21 protein-coding genes are annotated in these 19,205 nt (G+C 54.8%); 3 read left to right on the top strand and 18 right to left on the bottom strand.

Annotated elements, in window-relative coordinates; all coding sequences use genetic code 11:
- Positions 1 to 12: 12 nt before the first annotated feature.
- The 8 genes from KVT34_RS13955 to KVT34_RS13990 all read right to left on the bottom strand — a co-directional run bounded on the left by KVT34_RS13955 (position 13) and on the right by KVT34_RS13990 (position 6,960).
- On the bottom strand, positions 13 to 276 hold the full coding sequence (locus tag KVT34_RS13955) for a PTS sugar transporter subunit IIB (RefSeq protein WP_217559353.1): 264 nt from the start codon (positions 274 to 276) through the stop codon (positions 13 to 15).
- On the bottom strand, positions 273 to 716 hold the full coding sequence (locus KVT34_RS13960) for a PTS sugar transporter subunit IIA (RefSeq protein ID WP_217559354.1): 444 nt from the start codon (positions 714 to 716) through the stop codon (positions 273 to 275). The genes KVT34_RS13955 and KVT34_RS13960 overlap by 4 nt, the downstream gene beginning before the upstream one ends.
- Before the next feature lie 26 nt (positions 717 to 742).
- Positions 743 to 2,866: a BglG family transcription antiterminator gene (locus KVT34_RS13965; protein ID WP_309244098.1), complete on the bottom strand. Its 2,124-nt coding sequence runs from the start codon at positions 2,864 to 2,866 to the stop codon at positions 743 to 745.
- A 320-nt stretch (positions 2,867 to 3,186) separates the two neighbouring features.
- Complete coding sequence (locus KVT34_RS13970; RefSeq protein ID WP_217559356.1) at positions 3,187 to 4,044, bottom strand: SDR family oxidoreductase; 858 nt, start codon at positions 4,042 to 4,044, stop codon at positions 3,187 to 3,189.
- Between the two features lie 75 nt (positions 4,045 to 4,119).
- Positions 4,120 to 4,917, bottom strand: a complete 798-nt coding sequence (locus KVT34_RS13975) for an inositol monophosphatase family protein (RefSeq protein WP_217559358.1) — start codon at positions 4,915 to 4,917, stop codon at positions 4,120 to 4,122.
- Positions 4,918 to 4,992: 75 nt separating this feature from the next.
- Positions 4,993 to 5,529 (bottom strand): GNAT family N-acetyltransferase, encoded by a 537-nt coding sequence (locus KVT34_RS13980; RefSeq protein ID WP_217559359.1) that lies wholly within the window; start codon positions 5,527 to 5,529, stop codon positions 4,993 to 4,995.
- 6 nt (positions 5,530 to 5,535) lie between these two features.
- Positions 5,536 to 5,853, bottom strand: a complete 318-nt coding sequence (locus KVT34_RS31810; protein WP_254634863.1) for a hypothetical protein — start codon at positions 5,851 to 5,853, stop codon at positions 5,536 to 5,538.
- Between the two features lie 618 nt (positions 5,854 to 6,471).
- Complete coding sequence (locus KVT34_RS13990) at positions 6,472 to 6,960, bottom strand: DinB family protein (RefSeq protein ID WP_217559361.1); 489 nt, start codon at positions 6,958 to 6,960, stop codon at positions 6,472 to 6,474.
- A gap of 255 nt (positions 6,961 to 7,215) precedes the next feature.
- On the opposite strand from KVT34_RS13990, the gene KVT34_RS13995 reads away from it, so the two are divergent.
- Positions 7,216 to 8,193: an aldo/keto reductase gene (locus KVT34_RS13995; RefSeq protein ID WP_217559362.1), complete on the top strand. Its 978-nt coding sequence runs from the start codon at positions 7,216 to 7,218 to the stop codon at positions 8,191 to 8,193.
- A 116-nt stretch (positions 8,194 to 8,309) separates the two neighbouring features.
- Here the strand turns inward: KVT34_RS13995 and KVT34_RS14000 are convergent, their stop codons facing one another.
- Both KVT34_RS14000 and KVT34_RS14005 read right to left on the bottom strand, forming a co-directional pair.
- Positions 8,310 to 8,600, bottom strand: coding sequence for an HAD family hydrolase (locus KVT34_RS14000; protein ID WP_217559363.1), 291 nt, complete (start codon positions 8,598 to 8,600; stop codon positions 8,310 to 8,312).
- Between the two features lie 26 nt (positions 8,601 to 8,626).
- A complete protein-coding gene (locus KVT34_RS14005) occupies positions 8,627 to 8,857 on the bottom strand; it encodes a hypothetical protein (RefSeq protein ID WP_254634864.1) in 231 nt (76 codons plus the stop codon).
- Between the two features lie 290 nt (positions 8,858 to 9,147).
- Here KVT34_RS14005 and KVT34_RS14010 point away from each other — a divergent pair, with 290 nt between their 5' ends.
- Entirely contained in the window at positions 9,148 to 10,830 is a 1,683-nt protein-coding gene (locus KVT34_RS14010; RefSeq protein WP_217559364.1) for a fibronectin type III domain-containing protein, read from the top strand.
- Positions 10,831 to 11,005: 175 nt separating this feature from the next.
- On the opposite strand, the gene KVT34_RS14015 is transcribed toward KVT34_RS14010, so the two are convergent.
- From KVT34_RS14015 to KVT34_RS14030, 4 genes are all read right to left on the bottom strand, one after another.
- Positions 11,006 to 11,206, bottom strand: a complete 201-nt coding sequence (locus KVT34_RS14015; RefSeq protein ID WP_217559366.1) for a hypothetical protein — start codon at positions 11,204 to 11,206, stop codon at positions 11,006 to 11,008.
- A gap of 12 nt (positions 11,207 to 11,218) precedes the next feature.
- Positions 11,219 to 11,443, bottom strand: a complete 225-nt coding sequence (locus KVT34_RS14020; protein ID WP_217559367.1) for an aspartyl-phosphate phosphatase Spo0E family protein — start codon at positions 11,441 to 11,443, stop codon at positions 11,219 to 11,221.
- Between the two features lie 330 nt (positions 11,444 to 11,773).
- Positions 11,774 to 13,135 carry a helix-turn-helix domain-containing protein gene (locus KVT34_RS14025; protein ID WP_483311440.1) on the bottom strand — a complete coding sequence of 454 codons (1,362 nt, stop codon included), beginning with the start codon at positions 13,133 to 13,135 and terminating at the stop codon, positions 11,774 to 11,776.
- Positions 13,136 to 13,373: 238 nt separating this feature from the next.
- Positions 13,374 to 13,676: a YunC family protein gene (locus KVT34_RS14030; RefSeq protein ID WP_217559368.1), complete on the bottom strand. Its 303-nt coding sequence runs from the start codon at positions 13,674 to 13,676 to the stop codon at positions 13,374 to 13,376.
- A gap of 137 nt (positions 13,677 to 13,813) precedes the next feature.
- On the opposite strand from KVT34_RS14030, the gene KVT34_RS14035 reads away from it, so the two are divergent.
- Positions 13,814 to 14,353 carry a hypothetical protein gene (locus KVT34_RS14035; RefSeq protein WP_254634865.1) on the top strand — a complete coding sequence of 180 codons (540 nt, stop codon included), beginning with the start codon at positions 13,814 to 13,816 and terminating at the stop codon, positions 14,351 to 14,353.
- Positions 14,354 to 14,697: 344 nt separating this feature from the next.
- On the opposite strand, the gene KVT34_RS14040 is transcribed toward KVT34_RS14035, so the two are convergent.
- The 4 genes from KVT34_RS14040 to KVT34_RS14055 all read right to left on the bottom strand — a co-directional run bounded on the left by KVT34_RS14040 (position 14,698) and on the right by KVT34_RS14055 (position 19,092).
- Positions 14,698 to 16,593, bottom strand: coding sequence for a putative bifunctional diguanylate cyclase/phosphodiesterase (locus KVT34_RS14040; protein WP_217559369.1), 1,896 nt, complete (start codon positions 16,591 to 16,593; stop codon positions 14,698 to 14,700).
- Positions 16,590 to 18,080: a PAS domain-containing sensor histidine kinase gene (locus KVT34_RS14045; protein ID WP_217559370.1), complete on the bottom strand. Its 1,491-nt coding sequence runs from the start codon at positions 18,078 to 18,080 to the stop codon at positions 16,590 to 16,592. Before KVT34_RS14045 ends, KVT34_RS14040 begins: the two co-directional genes overlap by 4 nt.
- 216 nt (positions 18,081 to 18,296) lie before the next feature.
- A complete protein-coding gene (locus KVT34_RS14050) occupies positions 18,297 to 18,668 on the bottom strand; it encodes a DUF423 domain-containing protein (RefSeq protein ID WP_217559371.1) in 372 nt (123 codons plus the stop codon).
- Between the two features lie 118 nt (positions 18,669 to 18,786).
- Complete coding sequence (locus KVT34_RS14055; RefSeq protein WP_217559372.1) at positions 18,787 to 19,092, bottom strand: hypothetical protein; 306 nt, start codon at positions 19,090 to 19,092, stop codon at positions 18,787 to 18,789.
- Between the last annotated feature and the right edge of the window lie 113 nt (positions 19,093 to 19,205).

The raw sequence follows: 19,205 nt of genomic DNA on the forward strand, positions 1-19,205 counted from the left end.
CTCCTTAATGGGTTACAGTACTGCTTCCAGTTTTTGTTTAATTTCGTCATTGTCAAAATAGTTATTGACGATCACGATTTTGGCCGCGTGCCCTTGCAGGCTCTGTGCCAATTCATTGCTCGTAATGATGTACTCCGCCGCCGTGCCGGAGGCCGTGGATACGTCGGTATGCTCCACATCGGCGCTTACGCCCATGCCGCTCAGCACGTTCTCCACGTTCATTCTCAGAATCAGGCTGGTTCCTTGTCCAAGACCGCATACGCATAAAATTTTCATTGTTCGTTCCCCCTAATAAGTTGTTGAATAGTATCTACATCGGCTGCCTGCTTGAACGCTTCCACGTTGTCCGGGTTGCTAAGCAACATCGTCAGCTTGCGCAGCATGGCGATATGCTCGGAGCTGGTGGACCCGCCCAGTGCGAATACGAGCTGAACGGGATCGTTGGCCGCGTGGCCGAATACGACCGGTTTCTTCAGTCGAAGCAGCGAGACGGACGCTTCTTTCACTCCGTCTTCCGCACGGGCGTGCGGCAGAGCGATATGCGGCGCCAGAACGAAGTACGGGCCTTTTTCCCGGTAGGAGTCCACCATGGCTTCGGCATAGCGCGCTTCCGCGGCTCCCGCGTCGGCCAGCAGTCCTCCCGCCAGGCGGATCGCTTCTTCCGCCGTCTCGGCTTCGACATCAAGTGCAATTAACGATGGTTCTAAAAATTTCATCTCTCATCTCTCCCAAATCCGGTAGTCTAACTGCGGGGACCTTCTTTTATCTGCTGTAATATCTGTTCTTTGGTCCCGGCGTCCTTCAGCCGGGTCAGGCTGTCTTGTTCTCTGAGCAGGAGCGTCAGCTCCGACAGCGCTTTGAGATGCGATTCTCCGTCGATCGCCGCCAGTACCAGGATCACCTGTACCTGATGGCGTGCTTCTTCGGAGAAGGCTACGGGCTTCGCAAGCCGCAGCAGGCTGATTCCCAGCCGCTTCACTCCGTCCTGCGGCTTGCCGTGCGCGATGGCGATGCCCGGAGCCACGACGATGTAGGGGCCCAGCGCCTCCACCTTGGCGATCATCGCCCCGATGTAGGCCTCTTCGATGCGCCCGTCCTCGAGAAGAGGCAGGGCCGCCTCGCGGATGGCGGAGCGCCAGTCGGCGGCCTCCTTCTCCACCCGGACCATCGGTCCGGTGAGCAGGTCGGCCAGCGACGGCTTGCGTGCTTCGCTCAGCCACGTTTTCCCCACGGACATGTAGCGGTTCAGTTCCTCCGTGAGTCCAGCTTCATCCGTCACCTTCGCGTATTTGCGGACAATGTCGAGCAGAGCCTGAACCGAGCTGGCCTGGGCCCGCGATTTGCGGCCGACGACCGAGTTGATCTGGTTCAGCAGATGCTCCTTGTCCTTGTCGCTCAGGATCGGATTCACGACGAACACGGGGACGGCGCTGTCCGGAAGCGGGACCGTCGAGAAAATAAAATCGACGCTCTCCTCTTCGAAAGCTTCGTAATCCCGCAGCGAGAGAACGGCCGTAATGTCCACCGCCGAAAATAAATGCTCGAGCTGGGACTTCAGCATCCGCGAAGCGGATATGCCGTTGACGCAGACGATGGCGGCCCGGCGCCTCTCTACCGGCTCCGTGTTTTCCCTGCGCAGCCAGCCGCCGAAATGCATGGCGAGGTAACCGATCTCGTTATCGTCGAGCCTGCGTCCGACAAGCTGCTCGAACGGTGCCGCGGAGCGCCGCGTCAGCTCGAACACTTCCCCGTACTTGGAGCGGATGTTGCCGAGGAGCGGGTTATCGAGCCCCAGCCCGTACAGAATCCGGTAATACGCCGGCTTCAGATGAACGAGCAGGTTCTCTTCCATCGCTTCCCGGTTCGGCAGAAACACGCAGGCGTGACGCTGGAAGGCGTCGGTCATTCCCCTGGCCGCCTCGCGGAGCTTGTCGATCACTTCCTCGGAGCCGGTCATCTGCTCCATGCGGTTGACGCGCGCCCCGAGCAGGTGCATCGTAAAATACGCGATTTCCTCGTCCGGTATGGCGGTGTCGAACAAAGAGCCAAGACCCTCCGCTATACGGGCCGCTGCCTCGTATTCCGGCATGTGCGCGAGCACGCTCCGCTCGTCTTCGTCGATCAAGATGAGCTGCTTGTTCTGGATTCGGCGTGTATAGAGCAGGAAGCGTGTGGTCAAGTTAAACACCATCTCGTCCGTTAGTTCCACGCCGAGTGTGCGTTCACTGTCCGCGATGAGCCGGTAGACCCGCTTAAGGTGATCCGGTTTCATCGGAGGGAATAAGTTCAGCACCTGGTCAAAACTGCCGGGGTCTTCGCTCCGGCTGAGCGCCTGCTCCCAGCCCACGCTTCCGAAAATCTGCCCGAAGTAGTACGTGAGAGCCTTCCTCTTGTCGCTCTCTTCCCCCCGTACCCGGTAGCCCTGCTTGCGATCGTAAGTGAGCTTAAGCTTCAGGGCTTCCAGTTCCGGCCGGACGATGTTCAAATCCTTCAGCACGGTTCCCCGGCTGACTTGCAGGAGATCCGTCAAGTGATGGACGAAAAGCGATCCGCCCGCCGGGGATAACAGATGGACGACCAACCAGGCCAGCCGCTCCCGCGGAGACAAGTAGTACTGCTGGACCGGAAGCTGTCCGGCAAGCTCGGGAAGGCCCTTGCGGCTTTCGTCCGGCAAATAGTAGCCGGCCGCCCGGACATATTCGACCGGCGGAAGATCGATCGTTTTCAGCCAGTCGTTGATTTTTTCCATATCGTAATAAACGGTTCGTCTGGAGATGCCGAGCTTCTGCATCAGTTCTTCCAGAGATACATAATCGGCTGCCTGCTGCAGCAGCGTCAAAATCCGGGTACTGCGTTCGTCCAGAATACGGCATCAACTCCTTTGCCGTTTAGTTTGGTTCTTTGTTCGATTTGATTATACCCATGGACAATAAACGAAAGACAGTTCAATTCGTGGAGGCTCCTTTGTGCAAAAATGAATTCTAATCACGAAAGTCCATGAAGACGGTGCCCGGCTTCGGCTTTCGCCCACGCAAAAAAACGGCTCCGGAAGCATCCGCTCCTGGCCGCTTTATCAAGCCGGTTCTATCGAACAGGACCCGCCACCGCTTTACCGCCGCTAACTTGCTTTAACTTGCTTTAACTTGCTTTAACCCGTTTAATCCGATTAATCCGTTTGTGTCCGCATCACTCCGTTTCCGAAGGCTGGAGCCCCACTTCCCCCGCGCTCCAATCCCAGAACTTCGCGGCGAGCTCCTTGTCTTTAGCCCGTGCGGACACCGGCGCAATCTTCTTCCGGTAAAAATATTCGCCCGTGGCGCACGACACGTTACCGCTGACAGCCAGATAAACCGCCGTTTCCGCCCCCTGGGCGGGTGTCAGGAAGAACGGCCGCAGCATAGCGAGCACCGATTTGCCGAAGCCCGTATTCCGGTCCACGCCGATCTGGGTGCCGACGGCTCCCGGGTGCAGGGCGTTCACCGTAACGGCAGTCCCTTTCAACCGGGCGGCGAGCTCCTTGATGAACAAAATGTTCGCCAGCTTGGACTGCGCGTATCCGGTCCAGACCGTGTACCTCTTCGTCAGATGCGGGTCTTCCCAACGGATTTTGCCGATTTTGTGCGCACCGGAGGAGACGACGACGATCCGGCCCTGCTCCGCCCGCTTCAGCGGCCCCAGCAGCAGATTCGTCAGCAGAAAATGGCCCAGATGGTTGACGCCCATCATAACTTCGAATCCGTCGGAAGTAGTCTCTCTCTTGAGCGATACGACGCCGGCATTGTTGATCAGCACGTCCAGATGATCGTAGCGGCTTTTGAAATCCGCGGCAAAAGACCGGATGCTCCGAAGTGAACCGAGGTCGCACTGCATCAGCTCGATCTCTCCGGAGCCGCTGGCCGCGATCGCTTCCCGCAGAGCGCTCTGCCCCCGCTCTTCGCTGCGGCACACCATAATGACCTTCGCCCCCTGCCGGGCCAAGGCAATCGTTGTGGCGAGACCCATGCCGGAGTTGGCCCCGGTTACCATCATGATTTTATGCTCCATCTGCAGCCCGCCTTTCTTTGGTTTTTGGGGAGAATCGTGTACAGCCGGATCGCCGGCTGCTGATGTTTGAAGCGGTCAGCCCATCCCTTCGGCCACCGTTTTCAAAAAATGCTCCTTATGAGCCGGGTGGCAGGCAATGAGATAAGGCTCCGGGCTCATTCCGCTGAACGGCTTGCCTTCATAATCCATAACGAGTCCGCCCGCTTCTTGTACCATCAAAATACCCGAATACAGATCGGTCCCCTCCGAATTGTAGAGAACGATGCCGTCCAGGTCTCCCTTGGCGAGCATGCACCACTGGAGAGTCGGCGCCCACACCCTCATCATCCGCTTGAAACGGACGTCCAGATGATGGCGGAGCTTAACGGCACGCGCCTCGTTCTGGACCTTGTGCCCCTGTATCCAGCCGATCGTGCCGCGCTGAATAGACGGGCACGGTTTGGTCTGAACGCGGATATTGTTGCAGAAGGCCCCCTTGTCCGCCGCGCTGACGAACAGCCTGTCCACCATCGGTTCGTAGATTACGGCCAGCACGGGATTTCCCCGGTGCATGAGCGTGATGGACGTGGCGAAAAGCGGAAGGCCTATCGCGTAATTGTTCGTCCCGTCCAGCGGGTCCACGATCCACATCCAGTCGCTCTGCCTGCCGTTGTGCCCGATCTCCTCGCTGTCCACACAGTGATCGGGAAAGCTTTTCGCGATGTGGGTCAAAATAATTTCCTCCGCGAGGTGATCCACCTCCGTTACCACGTCGCCGAAATCGTCCTTCTCCAAAATGCTGTTGATATTCTCAAACCGGTTCTTCGCTTCTTGCCCGGCTTGCAAAGCGGCTTGGATGGCCACCTTCTTCGCTGCGCGCAGGATGTCTTCCACTGCCTTCTCCCCCTCTACTCTATCTGTCCGCCTATCTGACTAGGCTTGTATGCCGGCATCTGTAGACCGGTGTTTTTACCGGCTGCTTCCGTGCCATTCGCTCTCCAAAATACCCATTTCAATCAAATTCCAGTAGGTGTCTCCCATTCGTTTGGAGTCCCGAATGAGGCCTTCTCTCACGAAGCCTTCCTTCTCGTAGCAGCGGATTGCCGCTTCGTTGAAGTCGAAAACGCCGAGCGTCATTTTATGCAGGCGGAGTTCTTCAAATCCGATCCGGAGCGCCTCGCGGATCATCGCTTGTCCGGTTCCCCGGCCTCGCCGGGCCGTATGGCCCACAAGGACCTTGCCAATCCTTGCTGAGCGGTTATGCCGGTCGATATTTCCGATCGAAAGATGCCCTATCGTCAGGTCGGTCTCCGAATCGATAACCTTATAAACGAGCCGGCCGGATTGTTCGGGATCGTTGGCCCCTTCCAAGTAAGCCTCCAGCTGCGAAGCGGTTAGAGGGTACTTAAACTGGGGCCCCGCCCATTGAAGCAGAAAAGCCTCGTCTCCGCTCCATTCGATAAGCTGGTCGAAATCCTCTTCTCCGAAATACGCAAACCGAATCATTTCAGATCACATTCCTTCCCATCTGATGATGGCTAGATATAAACCGGCGGTCAGAAGAGCGCACGGCACGATAAACATAGGCTGTCTGTTCTCCAGACACGTCAGCAGACCGAAAACAAAGGTAAATATCGCCAGCAGCACACTAAAAGCAAACATGGCCATCATGATCAGAAAGCCCGTCAGTTCATCGCCGAACGGCAGATGCACCGAGACGAGAGCCCCGTATTCCAATCCGACCGTAAGCAGCAGAAACAGGCTGTAATAGCGCCAGGTAAGCAGCCGTCTCCCTCCGTTCACGGGTTCCGTCACCTTTTGACTTCGCATGGCAAGCTCCTCTTCCCATGATTTGTAAGTCGATCCTTCTGTTAGAGTAGCATCCCTGGTCTCATTTGAAAATGCTTTTTGCAAAAGAAAATTTTCGTTAAAAGAAGGTAAACAGAAAAAGTCGTTTGCCGATTTCAGCCGTATTTCCCGGCGAAACGAACGGTTCTTGAACCGCTCCTTAGCGGATCGATACGGCGCGGAGACGCAAAAGAACGCGTGCACGTGATGCACACGTTCTTTGTATTTTGCCCCGGGCATCTCCCGGCGTGCAATGTGGGATCGCATGCAAGGAGCAGCCCCGCGATATAAACGGACGGGCCCTTCTGGTGCCGACCCTCGTGACGACCGGAAATCGGCAGCCTGCGGCTCATGATTCCGTACGTTCTCCACTATGCGGCCAGCCTTATATCCAACCCGGCAGGATACTCGCAGCCTAGCGTGTTTCCGGCTCCTGATCGTTGGCCAGATATCCTCTCCCTTTTTGCGGTTAGCTCCGGTATAAAAAGAAAACACCAAGCGAAATTCACTTGATGTTCTCATATAGTAGCTATGTACGCCGCCTCCGGCAAAACTCTGCAGGTCCCGCTCGGGGCTTGCTCATGGCTAGTTTAGGTTCGATTATTTGCCGATCTGTTCGCGTTCTTCCTTGCTCGGGCCGTAAACGCCCGGCACAACCAAGCCGGCCTGGCGCATAAGGACCGTCATTTGGCCCCGGTGATGAGCCTGGTGCTGAATAACGAAGCGCATGATACCATGAATCGTGGTTTCCTGGCCGAACACCGTAATACTTTGCTTCAGCGACTCGTCCGTCCACTGCTCGCCCGCCGCCTGAAGCAGGTTCGAGCTTGTCTGCTCGTAAACATCGGCGATTTCTTTGGCGGACTCGGGAACTCCCGCGCCTCGCTCAGGTCCCTCGAACTTCAGGCCTGCCGCCGAAAAAAGGCCGTAAATGGCTTGAGACAGATGCCATCCAAGCTCTCCGAGGGAGAAGTGGTCCAACGCGATGCTCTGGTCGAGCGACTCGTCCGTCAACGTATTTAAAATTTTTCCCGTCAACGAAGCCTCTCGCTTCCATTCCTGTTGAAACTCGTTCAGACTTACGAACATACTTGTCAGCCTCCTTAAGGAACTAATTTCTTTACCAGTATAATACAAAAGATCCCCCTTCACCAATGACACCGCTCCGTACGCCGACGTGCTGTGCGAGGCATGAAAGGAAAAGAAAAGAAGAGAAAGGAACCTTCCGGTAAATTCCCCCGATTTTCCTTTCGGTTTTTTTGGCACTCTCCGCCGGATTCGGTATAATGAACAACGTACATACGTCTAGTCTGCCGCATAGCGCCTACAACAGGAGGAATGATGATGAACATACTACCGTTAAAAAAACGCGGCCTGAACGCGAGCCGTCTCGTACTGGGCTGCATGCCTTTCGGCGGAGGCTGGAATTCCGATCCGGTGACCAAAGAAGATGAAACGCAGGCGCAGAAAGCCGTCGAAGCCGCTCTTTCCATCGGAATCTCCATGTTCGACCATGCCGATATCTATACAAGAGGAAAAGCGGAAGAAACCTTCGGCCGCATTCTCAAAAACAAGCCGGGTCTGCGCGAAGAGATGGTGATCCAGTCCAAATGCGGCATCCGCTTCGCCGAGGGGGATGTACCCGGGCGTTACGACTTCTCCAAAGCCTATATCGGCGAAGCCGTCGACGGAATTCTCCGCCGTCTGGGCACCGACTATCTCGACGTCCTCCTGCTGCACAGACCCGATCCGCTGATGGAGCCGGAAGAAGTCGCGGAAGCGTTCGGCCGTCTTAAAGCCGCCGGAAAAGTCCGCTATTTCGGGGTGTCCAACATGAGCGCCGCCCAAATCCGTTTCCTTCAGCATGCGCTGCCCGATCAGCTTGCCGTCAACCAGCTGGAGATGAGTCTGGCTCGCCACGACTGGCTCGACCAGGGAGTTCACGTGAACCAGAAGGCCGGCACTTCGGTGAACTTCTCCGAGGGGCTGCTGGAATACTGCCAGATGGAGAACATCCAGATCCAGGCATGGGGCCCGCTGGCCCAGGGAAAATTCTCCGGCAACCTCGGAGAATCGGAGCCGGAGCACATCCGCAAGACGGCGGAGCTCGTCGGCAAGCTTGCGGATGAGAAAGAGACCACGCGCGAGGCCATCGTACTCGGCTGGCTCATGCGGCATCCGGCGATGATCCAACCGGTGATCGGTACGGCCAACGCGGAGCGCATCGCCGCCTGCAAGGACGCCGAGCGCCAGGCGGAACTCATGACCCGCGAAGAGTGGTATTCGCTTTACGTCAGCGCCAGAGGCAGCTTCCTGCCTTAAGCGCTTCCGCAACCTCCGGTCTGCTTCGGCAGGTCCGGAGGTTTTTTTATGCAAAAAGAAGGGGCTCCAGTTCGGCCAAGCTGACAATACGGTGCAGGGGAGCCTCCTTTAGGCTGTCATCCCAGGGCTGGTTCCTCTGCAGCCAGATCCCCCGGATGCCCGCCCATCAGGTCACCGATGCCGGGTTTTGTCCGCCATTCCAGCTTCTCCAGCAGCTCCCCGAACAAGTCGGGCTTATGTCTGTATCCGTCTTCGTCAGCCTCGATCATCTGCCGGATATAAGCTTTCCTCTCGCTCGGATCGAGATGGCCGAAATAGCTATCCATAAGTTTTCCCGAAAAATCAGCGAAAGTCCGGGTTCGATCCAGCAGCGTATTATCCAGGTCAAACAAAATACCTTTGATCATTCTTTTTCCCCCTGAAAGCTTATTGGTTAAAACATCCCCCGTTTTTTGAGATACGTCTGGAGTCCCTGAAGGATGCCGATCGCCGCGCACACGAGCAAACACACAAGCAGTATGATCCATACAACCTGAGCAGCCTGCCAATCCGAAAGGCCCACGGACCGCACCAAATAAACGCTCATGTAGACCCTAACCAAATAGAACAAACCCGCAAGAAGGAGAAGTTCCGTCATCCGGTAAATGATTTTCCCTCTAGTCATTTTATCCGCCCCCGTCTCTCTCTTCGATAATGCGAATGATACCGGCCTTCATACCGGCACAAACTTCGCTGCTGACCGCCCCTTAATCCGGCCTTTCATGGGAATATTTTACCATCAAACAGACTTTATCGAAATTCCCCCCTGCATGATAGGTTTTTATCCTTATTCGGGACGAGTCGACATGGGATAATAAAAGTGTGATTGAAACCGCTTACACAAAGAGGAGGCCTATCCAACCGCTTACCGGCAGAACCCGCACTTATCTCAATCTAAAAGGAGCGTATCGATTGATGACTTCTTCCACAACTCCCCGAAAAAAAATGAAAATGATTCACCTTGCCCTCGCCTTCACGCTTGGCCTCGGCGTAGTGCCTGCTCTGGCTTCCAGCCAGGCTAATGCGGCCGGTACGGCTGCGGCGGCATGCCAAGACCCCGCTTGGAACTCTACAACCGCCTACACGGCCGGCAAAAGGGTCTCCTACTCCGGCAAGACCTTCGAAGCCAAATGGTGGACGCAGGGAGAACAGCCCAACACGGCGAACACCTGGGGCGCCTGGAAGTATGTGAGCGACTGCGGCTCAACCGGCGGCGGAACGACGGACACGCAGGCGCCATCCGTTCCTTCCGGGCTGAAGGCAACCGCTTCCACGAGCACAAGCGTCTCCCTGTCATGGGTAGCCTCGACGGACAACGTCGGCGTCTCCGGCTATGACGTCTACCAGGGAACGGCTCTTGCCGCCAGCGTCACGGGAACGACAGCCCTCGTCACCGGCCTTACCGCCTCGACGGCCTACAGCTTCACCGTGAAGGCCAAGGACGAGGCCGGCAACGTTTCGGCCGCAAGCGCTCCGGTTAGCGTGACGACACCGGCAGGCGGAACCACGCCTTCCCCGGACCGCAGGTACGTCGCCTACGCCAGTACCTGGAACACCAGCATCTACGATTTGAAGCTGGAGAACATCCCGAATTACATCACGGATATCAACCTGTCTTTCGCCAGACCGGATACGAAGTATGTCAAAGGTTCCTACGCCTTCGATCAGGAAGTTGCGGGCTTTGAGTTTGTCGAGGGCGCTTCTACGGGCCGCGGCCAGCTGAAGTTCACGCCGCAGCAGTCCCAGGATCTGCGCAGCAACATCGCCGCACTGAACGCGCGCGGAACGGATACGTGGCTCTCCGTGGGCGGCTGGTCTTACAGCCAAGGCAGCCAGTGGGGGAATTTCAACGCGCCGCATGTCGTCGACCTGGCGCTGGATCTCGGCGCTTCCGGCGTGGATATCGACTGGGAGTCGAGCGGCAGCAACTGCAACAAAGCCGCAGCCGAATCGTTCAGTTGTTCCAAAGACGCCGAAATCGCAAACATCATCAACAGCCTGTACAACGAAATCAAGGCTCGGGGCGCGAAGCTGAAAATCTCTATCGCCGGCTGGTCCACGGGAGCCTACTACGTGAAAGGCTCGCCGTTCGAAGAAGGCAAAGTCCAGTACGGCTCGCCGTTCGGCGGCACGATGTACCGCGTCGTGAAAGATCACGGCAGCAAAATCGACATGATCAACCTCATGTCCTACGACGGCGGCGTCTATTACGATCCTCGCGAAGGCTACGAATCGTACCGCGCCATCTACGGCGGGACCATCAACATGGGCCTGCAGATTGCGCCCGAAGGCTCCGGCGGTGCCGTGCTGAAGCTGAATGCCGCACCGGGAACCGTCTACGACGCCGAGATGCTGAACGGCCAGAACAACGTCGCCTCCGCTTACTACAATGTGGAGACGCTCGTCAAATACGTCAAAAACAAAGGCAAATCGTTCGACGGCTTCATGCTCTGGCAGTTGTGGAAGCAGCGCGTTCATCTGCCGGCCCCTTCGGACGGCGCCACCGAGAACAGCGCGGGCCAGTATGTGTGCCGCAACCTGCCTCTGGCAGGCGACTGCAGCCAGACCATTCCGACGCTGCCGAAGTTGACTCCGTAAACAAAAGCGGCCTAACGGCACCTTGCAAGAAGCGGTTACCCTTGCGTCTTTCACGCAGCGGTAACCGCTTTTTTCGGAAGACTGCGATCTAACGCAAATAAGCGCTCGAACAAGATCGAAGCGCACACAAAATCTTCTAAGTTATCCGAGCTGCTTTTGAACGGTTTTCTAACCGTTAAAGCCGTCCTCGTTCATTTTTACGATGCTCGTGTTCAGACAGTTCTTCCCGATTCGGGTCAACTTCATCACGTGTTCGCTTGCTTTTTTTACCGTCCAGATGTAACACCATAAACATGGCACTTATGAGCACCCACATCAAAAACATCACAATGAGGAGCTGATCGGAATTGAACAATTGAATGATCGAATTAGGCATAGAGGTATTCTCCTAATTTATGAATTCAGCGGATGCGGTTACGGAAGAAAGGCTTAGATGAATAATACCCGGATACCTTTGCTCCTTGAGCTTACATTTCTCCCGCTGATAGGTATTCAAAACACGGTCTAATTCTTGAGATTTAGTTAGAACCCTGGAATCGGAAAATCCATATTCTCCCGCCAGGCGCATCATTTCTCTACGGATTTCTTCAATATGCTGATGAATTTCGTCCATCCTCATACTCTCCTATAGGTCATATGTAAAACCTGTACTTTACCTCTCTTCTTGTCATATTTTACATCCTTCTGTTAAATTATAGCATTTCGTCCGAATGACATTACTCTTAGACGCCCTCTCCCCCGAATAAAAAAAGACACTCCCGGAAAAACCGGGAATGTCCTTACTGCCGCTATCCTGTTCATTCGGCGGGTTAATTGCCCCAGCCATGCCCCAATTGTACGACCTTATGTACTTGCGTCTGCGGTTGAGCTGAAAATCCCGTACTTGGCGCCAAAACAGCAATTGCCACACTCGACAGCACAAGCAAAACCGATAGTTTTCTTTTCATCCTAATCGCACCTCATTCACTAAATGTTTGAATTCATTCTTTTCTTCAACGCCCGCCAAATGCCTAAATCTTTCAAAAAGCGCCATGCATTGAATAATATTTCTCTCACTATTTATTCTAACAGAAAATTCCAATCCGTGCAGTACAAACTTTATACCTTTTCTACGATTTTGACTCAAATGATAGGCCGCCAAATCGCTCAAAAACTGGGCGTACCGTTCCTTCATAACGGGCTTGTTGTATTCGCCGAATTCAGATTGATAGGTTTGATAGGGAAGATGAGAAGAAAAGCGCTCCAGAATGTCGTCGATCTCATATCCGTACCGGTTGGCTATTTGTACGATTTTGCAGAGTGCCGTGAAAATATCGTCCTTGCGGGACGCGATGCAGTTGATATATTCGGGCAGAACCACCAGGTCTCCCGACATGATGCGGTACAAATAAGTATTCGCTACCGCCCATTCTCTAAACTGTTCGACGATACGCCTCTCTTCATCCGATTGTTCCCGTACCCAGTCCGGTTTCGCGTACAAGGAAACGTAATGCAGCGCCTGATCGAATTGGCCGCGTTCCTCACATACGACCGAACGGATCAGCAGGGCCTGGAGGATATAATAGCAAAGCGGACGTTGGGGCTGCTTGATAGTCTCCCTGCCGGGTTCCGAAGCCGGCTCCAGTCGGTACTGAATCGTCGCAATCCGGTGCAGCTCTTTGGCTAGCGTATCGACTTTCTCCCATTCGTGCAGAGTCCCGAATACATAAGCCAATTGATTAAGCGCATCCAACTGATCCGATACGTCTAACCGGGGCACATAGCTTTCGAATAAGGTCGCCGCCCGTAAATTAGCTTTTAAATCGTCTCCTATGGCAAGGGTAAACAACCGGTACTGACAAAGGGCCAGTCTTTCGGAATGCTGATATTTTTCACTCTCCGCAATGCACTCATACAAAAGCACGGCGGCCTCTTTTCTTCCTTCCGAATGAAATTGTTCGGCCGTCTCAAATAACAAAGGAAGATACGAGAGATTTTCCAGCATCAGCCGTACCACGCGCAGCAGGAGGTCCAGTTTGCCCAGCTCCGCACATCGGTGTATGAGCGGCCCCAATCTGCGCCAATCCGGGTTCGAATGAAAAAAACATTCCTCAATGTACACGTCATAGAAATGGCCTTCGTGAAGCCCCATTCCGGCGGTCATTCGATCGAGCTGCTGCATGGCGATCGGACGGTTCCCGTGCAAAATAATACTTAACGTTCCGGAGTTGATTCCGGATATTTCCGCAAATTGGTTAATCGTCATCTGCCGGCGATCTAGATAGCTCTTCAATTGTGTGCGAATCGAAGTTATTTTAGGCCCCAAACCATCACCACTTTCTGAAAACCACCGAATCCTGCAGGTTTCCCTCTCACAAAATAAATCTATTAGGACATCGGTCAATAAAAGAATTGGAGAGAACGCATTTTCCATTACATGGGAATTATACCTCAAATGATCTTTTGGGACAATTAGATGAAGAATAACGTCACGTTTTTCCGCGTAAAAAAAAGGCGGGCGTCTGCACAGCGGCAGCACCCGCATCCGAGGCTTTCCGATTTTCCTACATCATTTTACGTACGGCGTCACGGCCGGTCATGCCCGCGAAGATCCCTATCTCCTCGGCCGTATGCGTAACGGATTCCAGCGGAGCGTCGAGCAGCTCGCCGATGGTTTTCACACCGGTGGCACGGGCGGCGATAATCTGGCGGTCACTCAGCCGTTCGTTCAGCAGAGCGACGTCAAGTGCTCCGCACATGATATAGCCTTTGTCCGTCGTCACGACAAGCAGCGTCGTTTTGGGCAGCTTTACTTCTATCGCAATGGCCGTATTTCCATCCAGTTCGATGGGTTCCACTTTCATCATGATGACACATCTCCTCGCTTCAAAATCATACGCAGTATATGCCCGGTAAAGAGTTTTGGTTCGCGAAAAACAGGGTGTATCTAAAGACCCATTTCATGCTATAGTAAAAGAACCAGATTTAGCGAGACGGAGGTCTTATGACTACTAACAAGAATCAAACATCCAAACAAGGCCATTTGTTTACCGTTAAAATTTTGATGGAAGAAGAGACGAATGGCCTTGCGCTTCAAAAGCTGCTGCAGGTCTTGAATAACGCTAATTTCAAGGATTTTACGATCGAGCAGGGGATTGAGCTCGGCAAGCTGATCGCATTAAATACGCCTTCCTCCGGCACATCTCCGACCGGTCCTTCTTCACATGCTGCCGGATCGGACGGTACCCCGGCTTCATCCGGGAACCAGGCGGCTTCCGCATCCAAAACCGGCTCGTCCGCGCCTTCCGCTGCATCCGCTTCCAACCAACCCCGGCCTCAGGTCGAGGACCAGCTCCGGAAGATGATCAAGGACAACACCCTGATCCGCCTTTCCGTCGTAAAAGGGGCCGGCATCCGCCTCAATCTTCCCTGCCGGGTTCTGAATTTCGATGAAGAATCGGGCAACGTTACCGTCTATCATGTTGACGAAAAGAAAGTCTATCAATTTAAGCTCAACGAGATTGACAATATGTCCTTGCATTAAAAAAAGGCCCGGCGCATACGCGCTCGGGCCTTTCTTCAATATGGCGGCGAGGTTGACTAGCGTCCAAGCCGTATCGAGCACCTGAACCGCATCCCGGTGCCGTTTTCTCTCAATCGCGAATCTGGCGAGCACCCATCCTCTGAATCTTCCGAACTCTGCTGCTCATTTTGTCTTACGGGCGGCTAATCGCTCTTGCTTATTGTCGTATCCGGCGCACCCGGAACTTTTGTTTTTGCCTTGCCATGCTTCTAAAAACTGAGGCCAAAGCTTTTACCGCTTTAACTTTCGCGGTTTCTTCCGCATGCCTGCGGCCTTATCGACTGATCCGCACCGTCTCGGCCCGCCTAGGCTTCCTTGAGTCTCCCGGCGCTGCAGGTGATCCGGCGCAGCATGGAGCCCATCTTATCCGCCGTCAGAGGCGGGCTGAACCAGTAACCCTGAACCTCGTGGCACTGATTGCGGTGCAGGAAGGAAAGCTGCTCCTCCGTCTCCACGCCCTCGGCGATCACTTTCAAGTTCAAGTGCCGCGTCATGGAAATAATCGTGGCGACGATAGCGGCGTCGCTCGGGTCCTCCATGATGTCCCGGACAAAGGAACGGTCGATTTTCAGCCGGTCGACCGGAAACCTTTTCAAGTACGACAAGGAGCTGTATCCCGTGCCGAAATCGTCGATGCTCACCTGGACACCGAGCTGCTTCAGCTCCAGAAGCGAAGCGATGGCATGCTCCACGTCCATGGTCATGCTCTCGGTAATCTCCAGCTCCAGAAACCGGGGAGCCAGCCCCGTATGCTGCAGCACCTGATCGACTTTTGCCTTCAGATTGTGCTGGAGAAACTGCCGGGAGGACAAGTTCACCGATACCGGAACTTTCGGAAGGCCGGCATCCTGCCAGGCCTGGTTCTGCTGGCACGCCTCGTGCAGCACCCACTCCGAGATCGGCACGATCAGTCCCGATTGCTCCGCAAACGGGATGAAATCACCCGGCGGAATAAAGCCCTTCTGGGGATGGTTCCAGCGGATAAGCGCCTCCATCCCTACGATTTGACCGCTTTCGATCTCGACCTGCGGCTGATAATGCAGCACGAATTCGTTGTTTGTAATGGCCCGTCTCAGGTCGTTTTCCAATTGGAGTTTCTGAAGAGAGACGGATCTCATTTCGGAGTTGAAAATCTGGATGTCGCTTTTTCCGTTCTCCTTGGCCCGGGTGACGGCCATATTCGCATGCTTCATCAGCGTATCCGCATCCTCGCGTTCGCGCGAGAGCAGCGAAATGCCTATGCTTGCCGTAACGTGCAGCTCGTACTGCTCCAGCATGAAAGGCTCCTCGAGCACGGACAGCAGCCTGGAGGCGAGCTGCAGGGCCTGTTCCCGCCCCTGAATGCCCGTGTAGAAGAAGGCGAATTCGTCGCCTTCCGTTCTGGCGATGAAGTCGTTATCCGAGACGCAGCGGGTGAACCGTTCCGCCACCTGAAGCAGCAGCATGTCTCCGTAGTCGTAACCGAAGCAGTCGTTAAACAACTTGAACCCGTCGATGTCCACGTACATGACCGCTACCCGCTGATGGTGGCTTTCCGCCAGATGCAGCGTCTCCGTAAGCTGTTCCTTGAACAGCCGCCGGTTCGGAAGGCCCGTCATATCGTCGTAATAGGCCATATGCCGGAACTGCTCGTCGGCTCTGCGCCGTTCCGTGATATCCTGGAACATAAACAGGAACCGCCGGCTCGCCCCCTCCGTCTCAAGCGGCACGCCCGTAGCCGACAAGTCGATCCGGTATCCGCTCCGGTGGAGCACCGGGATATCGAACAACTGAGGCGTCCCCGTGCGCAGATCTCCATAGCGCTGCTTGAGCGGATCCTTGTGCTCGTCGGACACGTAGGCTCCGAAAGAATTGCCGACCAACTGCTCGTTCGTCGCTCCGAGGAGCCGTTCCATGGTCCGGCTTACCCGGGTTAATTTGCCGTGCTCATCCGTTACGCTGATCGCGTTCGGGCTGTAATCGAATAAAGTGTCCAGCAATCGGGAGGTTTCATCCGCAATTGGCGGATCCGCCGGCTTGTTGTCCAATGCCGGAAGTCCTTCTTGCCCGGAAGCAGCCTGGTTGCCTCGCTTGTTAAGGGTATACAGCGCCCCCGCCAGTACGGCCGAGGCTCCCAGGCAGATCCAGACTGCATAGGCTCTCAGCAGCACACTTCCGATCACGATAACTGCTGCATACCCGCCTAAGAGAACCGGTATCATTTCCGCTTTTCCTCCATTTCGCCGCTTTCTCTGTTTATGGGCAGCCGAACGTAAACGATCGTCCCTTCCCCCATGACGCTTTCAATCCGAAGGGTGCCTTTGTGCTCCTCCACAATTTTGCGGCTGACCATCATGCCCAGTCCGCTGCCCTGGTCTTTGGTCGTATAGAAGGGCACGCCGATCTTGTCGATCAAATCCTGCGGGATTCCGCTTCCCTGATCCGCAATGGCGAAACAAATCCGCTTGTCCGCCTGCTCCTGCAGCCGGATCGTGATAAGCCCTCCGTCCGGCATGGCCTCGATCGCATTTTTCAATAAATTCACGAACAACTGCTTGAGCTGATTCTCGGCCCCCATCATGCCGGACAGGCTGCCGTCCACATTCGTCAAGAATTGGACGTTCTTGAGAATGGCCTGCGCTTCAAGGAGCGCAAGTACATGCCGGATCACAAGCTCCGGGTTTAACCAGGCGAATTCGGACGCTTTGGGCTTGGCTAGCATAAGCAGCTCCGATAGGATGAGATCAATCCGGTTAAGCTCGGACATCATGATTTCGTAGTATTCCTGCTTCCCTTCCGCCCCGGACTGCAGAAACTGGGTAAAACCTTTCAGCGCTGTCAGCGGATTCCGGATTTCATGGGCGACACCCGCCGCAAGCTGCCCCACGGCCGACAGCTTCTCGGACGTTCTCAGCCGCTCTTCCGTTTCCCTGCGCCTCGTTACGTCTTTGGCTATCGCATAAATCCCTTCCACGCGGCTGCCTACCTGAATCGGAAGCGTGTTGACCTCCACGGTGATCCAGCTTCCGTCCTTGCGCGAGACATTGAATTCGCCGGTCCGGGCTCTGCCGCCTTTCGCAGCCTCGAAAAGTTCCGCCGCCGCCACCAGGTCTCCCGGGAAAATGAGGCTCTTGCAGGGATACCCTGCCAATTCGCCCGTCTCATACCCCGTGACCTGCCTCATCGTGGAATTAATGCTGACAATGTGCCCCTTCATATCCACTATGCAGACGATATCCGGATTATACTCAAAAAGGGGCCCAAGCTCCTGACGGCTCCGCTCCAGCTTTTCTTCCATGGCTTTCCGGCCCGTCAAGTCCTGCAGCTGCGCATAATAGACGAAGGAACCGTCCGTACCGGGGAGAAGAGACACGTCCAGCATCGCCCAGACCCAGTGTCCGTCTTTATGCCGGAACCTTTTCTCCATTCGCAGCTTTTTGGTCGCGAACAGTTCCTTCCACCGGCTCATCCAGTCCTCCGTACCGACCGCTGCGCAAACGATATCGTCCTTGTTCATCCCGAGAAGCTCCCGGCGCGTATAGCCCAGCATCCCGCAGAGCACTTCGTTCACTTCAAGAATATCACCCTGCTGATTCACGACCGCCATCCCGATCAAGGCCTCTTTGAACGCATAGGCAAACACGGGAATCATAGCGGGTGCGATAAAGCCCGATTCACTATCCTCATCTGGATTGAATGTCTTATACATCCGGTATTCCTTTCAACCAAAAGGATTTTGGGGTTGTTGGCTTTATACGAGGGGGCATCCTGCAAATCCGCCCTCAATCGACATTAACGTCTTCCGTCAAACACCTGAATCGACAGACAACCGTGCAAATGGTAACAACTTCTACGCACTAGGTAAATTTTCCTGCTATTATTTAAGTCCCTTACAAAAAAGAAAAGAGCCGGTTACATCCGGCTCTTATTTCATTGCGGCAATCGCCAGCATAACCCAGCCTGCCAGGAAGGCAACCCCGCCGAAAGGCGTAATGGCCCCTAACACTTTAATACCGGACAAGCTCAGGACATAGAGACTCCCGGAAAATAAAATAATTCCGATCACGATCGCCCAGCCCGAGGCATTGACCAGGGGTTGGTTCTGTGTCAGACGATCCGCGGCAAGGCCGATCGCGATAAGACCGACCGCATGAATCATATGATACTGCACGCCGGTCTGGTAGACGGCAAGCATATCCGCACTGATTTTCGTTTTCAGCATATGAGCCCCGAAAGCCCCCAGCGCCACCGCCAAAAACATATTGACGCTTCCCAGCATCATGAATAAACGCATCATGTCTCCATTCTCCTTTGTAAGCAAAGTCGTCTCTCCCCATGATAGCCGATTATCCGCGAAGAATCCAATCGGGATACGGTTTCAGCCGCCTTTTCAGCCCTGCCGGGAGCCTCCCGGATTACTCCGTTTCACCCACGTCGTGCTGGCCGATAATAAGCACCTGGGGCTCTAGGTAGGCACGAGTCGTAAAGGGGTGCTGGAGCATGTCCACTTCGATGTCGACCACTTTAAAACGGGCCGTTTCGATGCCCTCTCTCTTGTCGTAAACGACTTCGAATTTCTTGAGGCCGAGCGAATGTGTAACGACCGAAGCGCCCACCGTCAGTGCCGCCCCTTCGATCTCCCCGTGTACAAAGAGCTGCTCCGTCAGAGCTTCGTTGTTCATATCGACGATTTTAACCCATTGGCAAATACTGCATTTCATTGTATAAGTCCCCTCTCTCTGCAAAGCTTGCATGGTTCCAAAATTCGACAACTCCTCGACGGATTCCTTCCTGGAGCATGCTGTTCCGGAGCAAAAAAAATCGTCCGGAAGCA

This window comes from Paenibacillus sp. GbtcB18 (assembly GCF_019091125.1).
Lineage (GTDB): Bacteria > Bacillota > Bacilli > Paenibacillales > NBRC-103111 > Paenibacillus_F > Paenibacillus_F chitinolyticus.

Bases quoted from the DNA above. Each gene is read 5' to 3' on its own strand.
- KVT34_RS13955 (WP_217559353.1), bottom strand. From the start codon at position 276: ATGAAAATTTTATGCGTATGCGGTCTTGGACAAGGAACCAGCCTGATT.
- KVT34_RS13960 (WP_217559354.1), bottom strand. From the start codon at position 716: ATGAAATTTTTAGAACCATCGTTAATTGCACTTGATGTCGAAGCCGAG.
- KVT34_RS13970 (WP_217559356.1), bottom strand. From the start codon at position 4,044: ATGGAGCATAAAATCATGATGGTAACCGGGGCCAACTCCGGCATGGGT.
- KVT34_RS13980 (WP_217559359.1), bottom strand. From the start codon at position 5,529: ATGATTCGGTTTGCGTATTTCGGAGAAGAGGATTTCGACCAGCTTATC.
- KVT34_RS31810 (WP_254634863.1), bottom strand. From the start codon at position 5,853: ATGCGAAGTCAAAAGGTGACGGAACCCGTGAACGGAGGGAGACGGCTG.
- KVT34_RS13990 (WP_217559361.1), bottom strand. From the start codon at position 6,960: ATGTTCGTAAGTCTGAACGAGTTTCAACAGGAATGGAAGCGAGAGGCT.
- KVT34_RS13995 (WP_217559362.1), top strand. From the start codon at position 7,216: ATGAACATACTACCGTTAAAAAAACGCGGCCTGAACGCGAGCCGTCTC.
- KVT34_RS14000 (WP_217559363.1), bottom strand. From the start codon at position 8,600: ATGATCAAAGGTATTTTGTTTGACCTGGATAATACGCTGCTGGATCGA.
- KVT34_RS14005 (WP_254634864.1), bottom strand. From the start codon at position 8,857: ATGACTAGAGGGAAAATCATTTACCGGATGACGGAACTTCTCCTTCTT.
- KVT34_RS14010 (WP_217559364.1), top strand. From the start codon at position 9,148: ATGACTTCTTCCACAACTCCCCGAAAAAAAATGAAAATGATTCACCTT.
- KVT34_RS14015 (WP_217559366.1), bottom strand. From the start codon at position 11,206: ATGCCTAATTCGATCATTCAATTGTTCAATTCCGATCAGCTCCTCATT.
- KVT34_RS14020 (WP_217559367.1), bottom strand. From the start codon at position 11,443: ATGGACGAAATTCATCAGCATATTGAAGAAATCCGTAGAGAAATGATG.
- KVT34_RS14030 (WP_217559368.1), bottom strand. From the start codon at position 13,676: ATGATGAAAGTGGAACCCATCGAACTGGATGGAAATACGGCCATTGCG.
- KVT34_RS14035 (WP_254634865.1), top strand. From the start codon at position 13,814: ATGACTACTAACAAGAATCAAACATCCAAACAAGGCCATTTGTTTACC.
- KVT34_RS14040 (WP_217559369.1), bottom strand. From the start codon at position 16,593: ATGATACCGGTTCTCTTAGGCGGGTATGCAGCAGTTATCGTGATCGGA.
- KVT34_RS14045 (WP_217559370.1), bottom strand. From the start codon at position 18,080: ATGTATAAGACATTCAATCCAGATGAGGATAGTGAATCGGGCTTTATC.
- KVT34_RS14050 (WP_217559371.1), bottom strand. From the start codon at position 18,668: ATGATGCGTTTATTCATGATGCTGGGAAGCGTCAATATGTTTTTGGCG.
- KVT34_RS14055 (WP_217559372.1), bottom strand. From the start codon at position 19,092: ATGAAATGCAGTATTTGCCAATGGGTTAAAATCGTCGATATGAACAAC.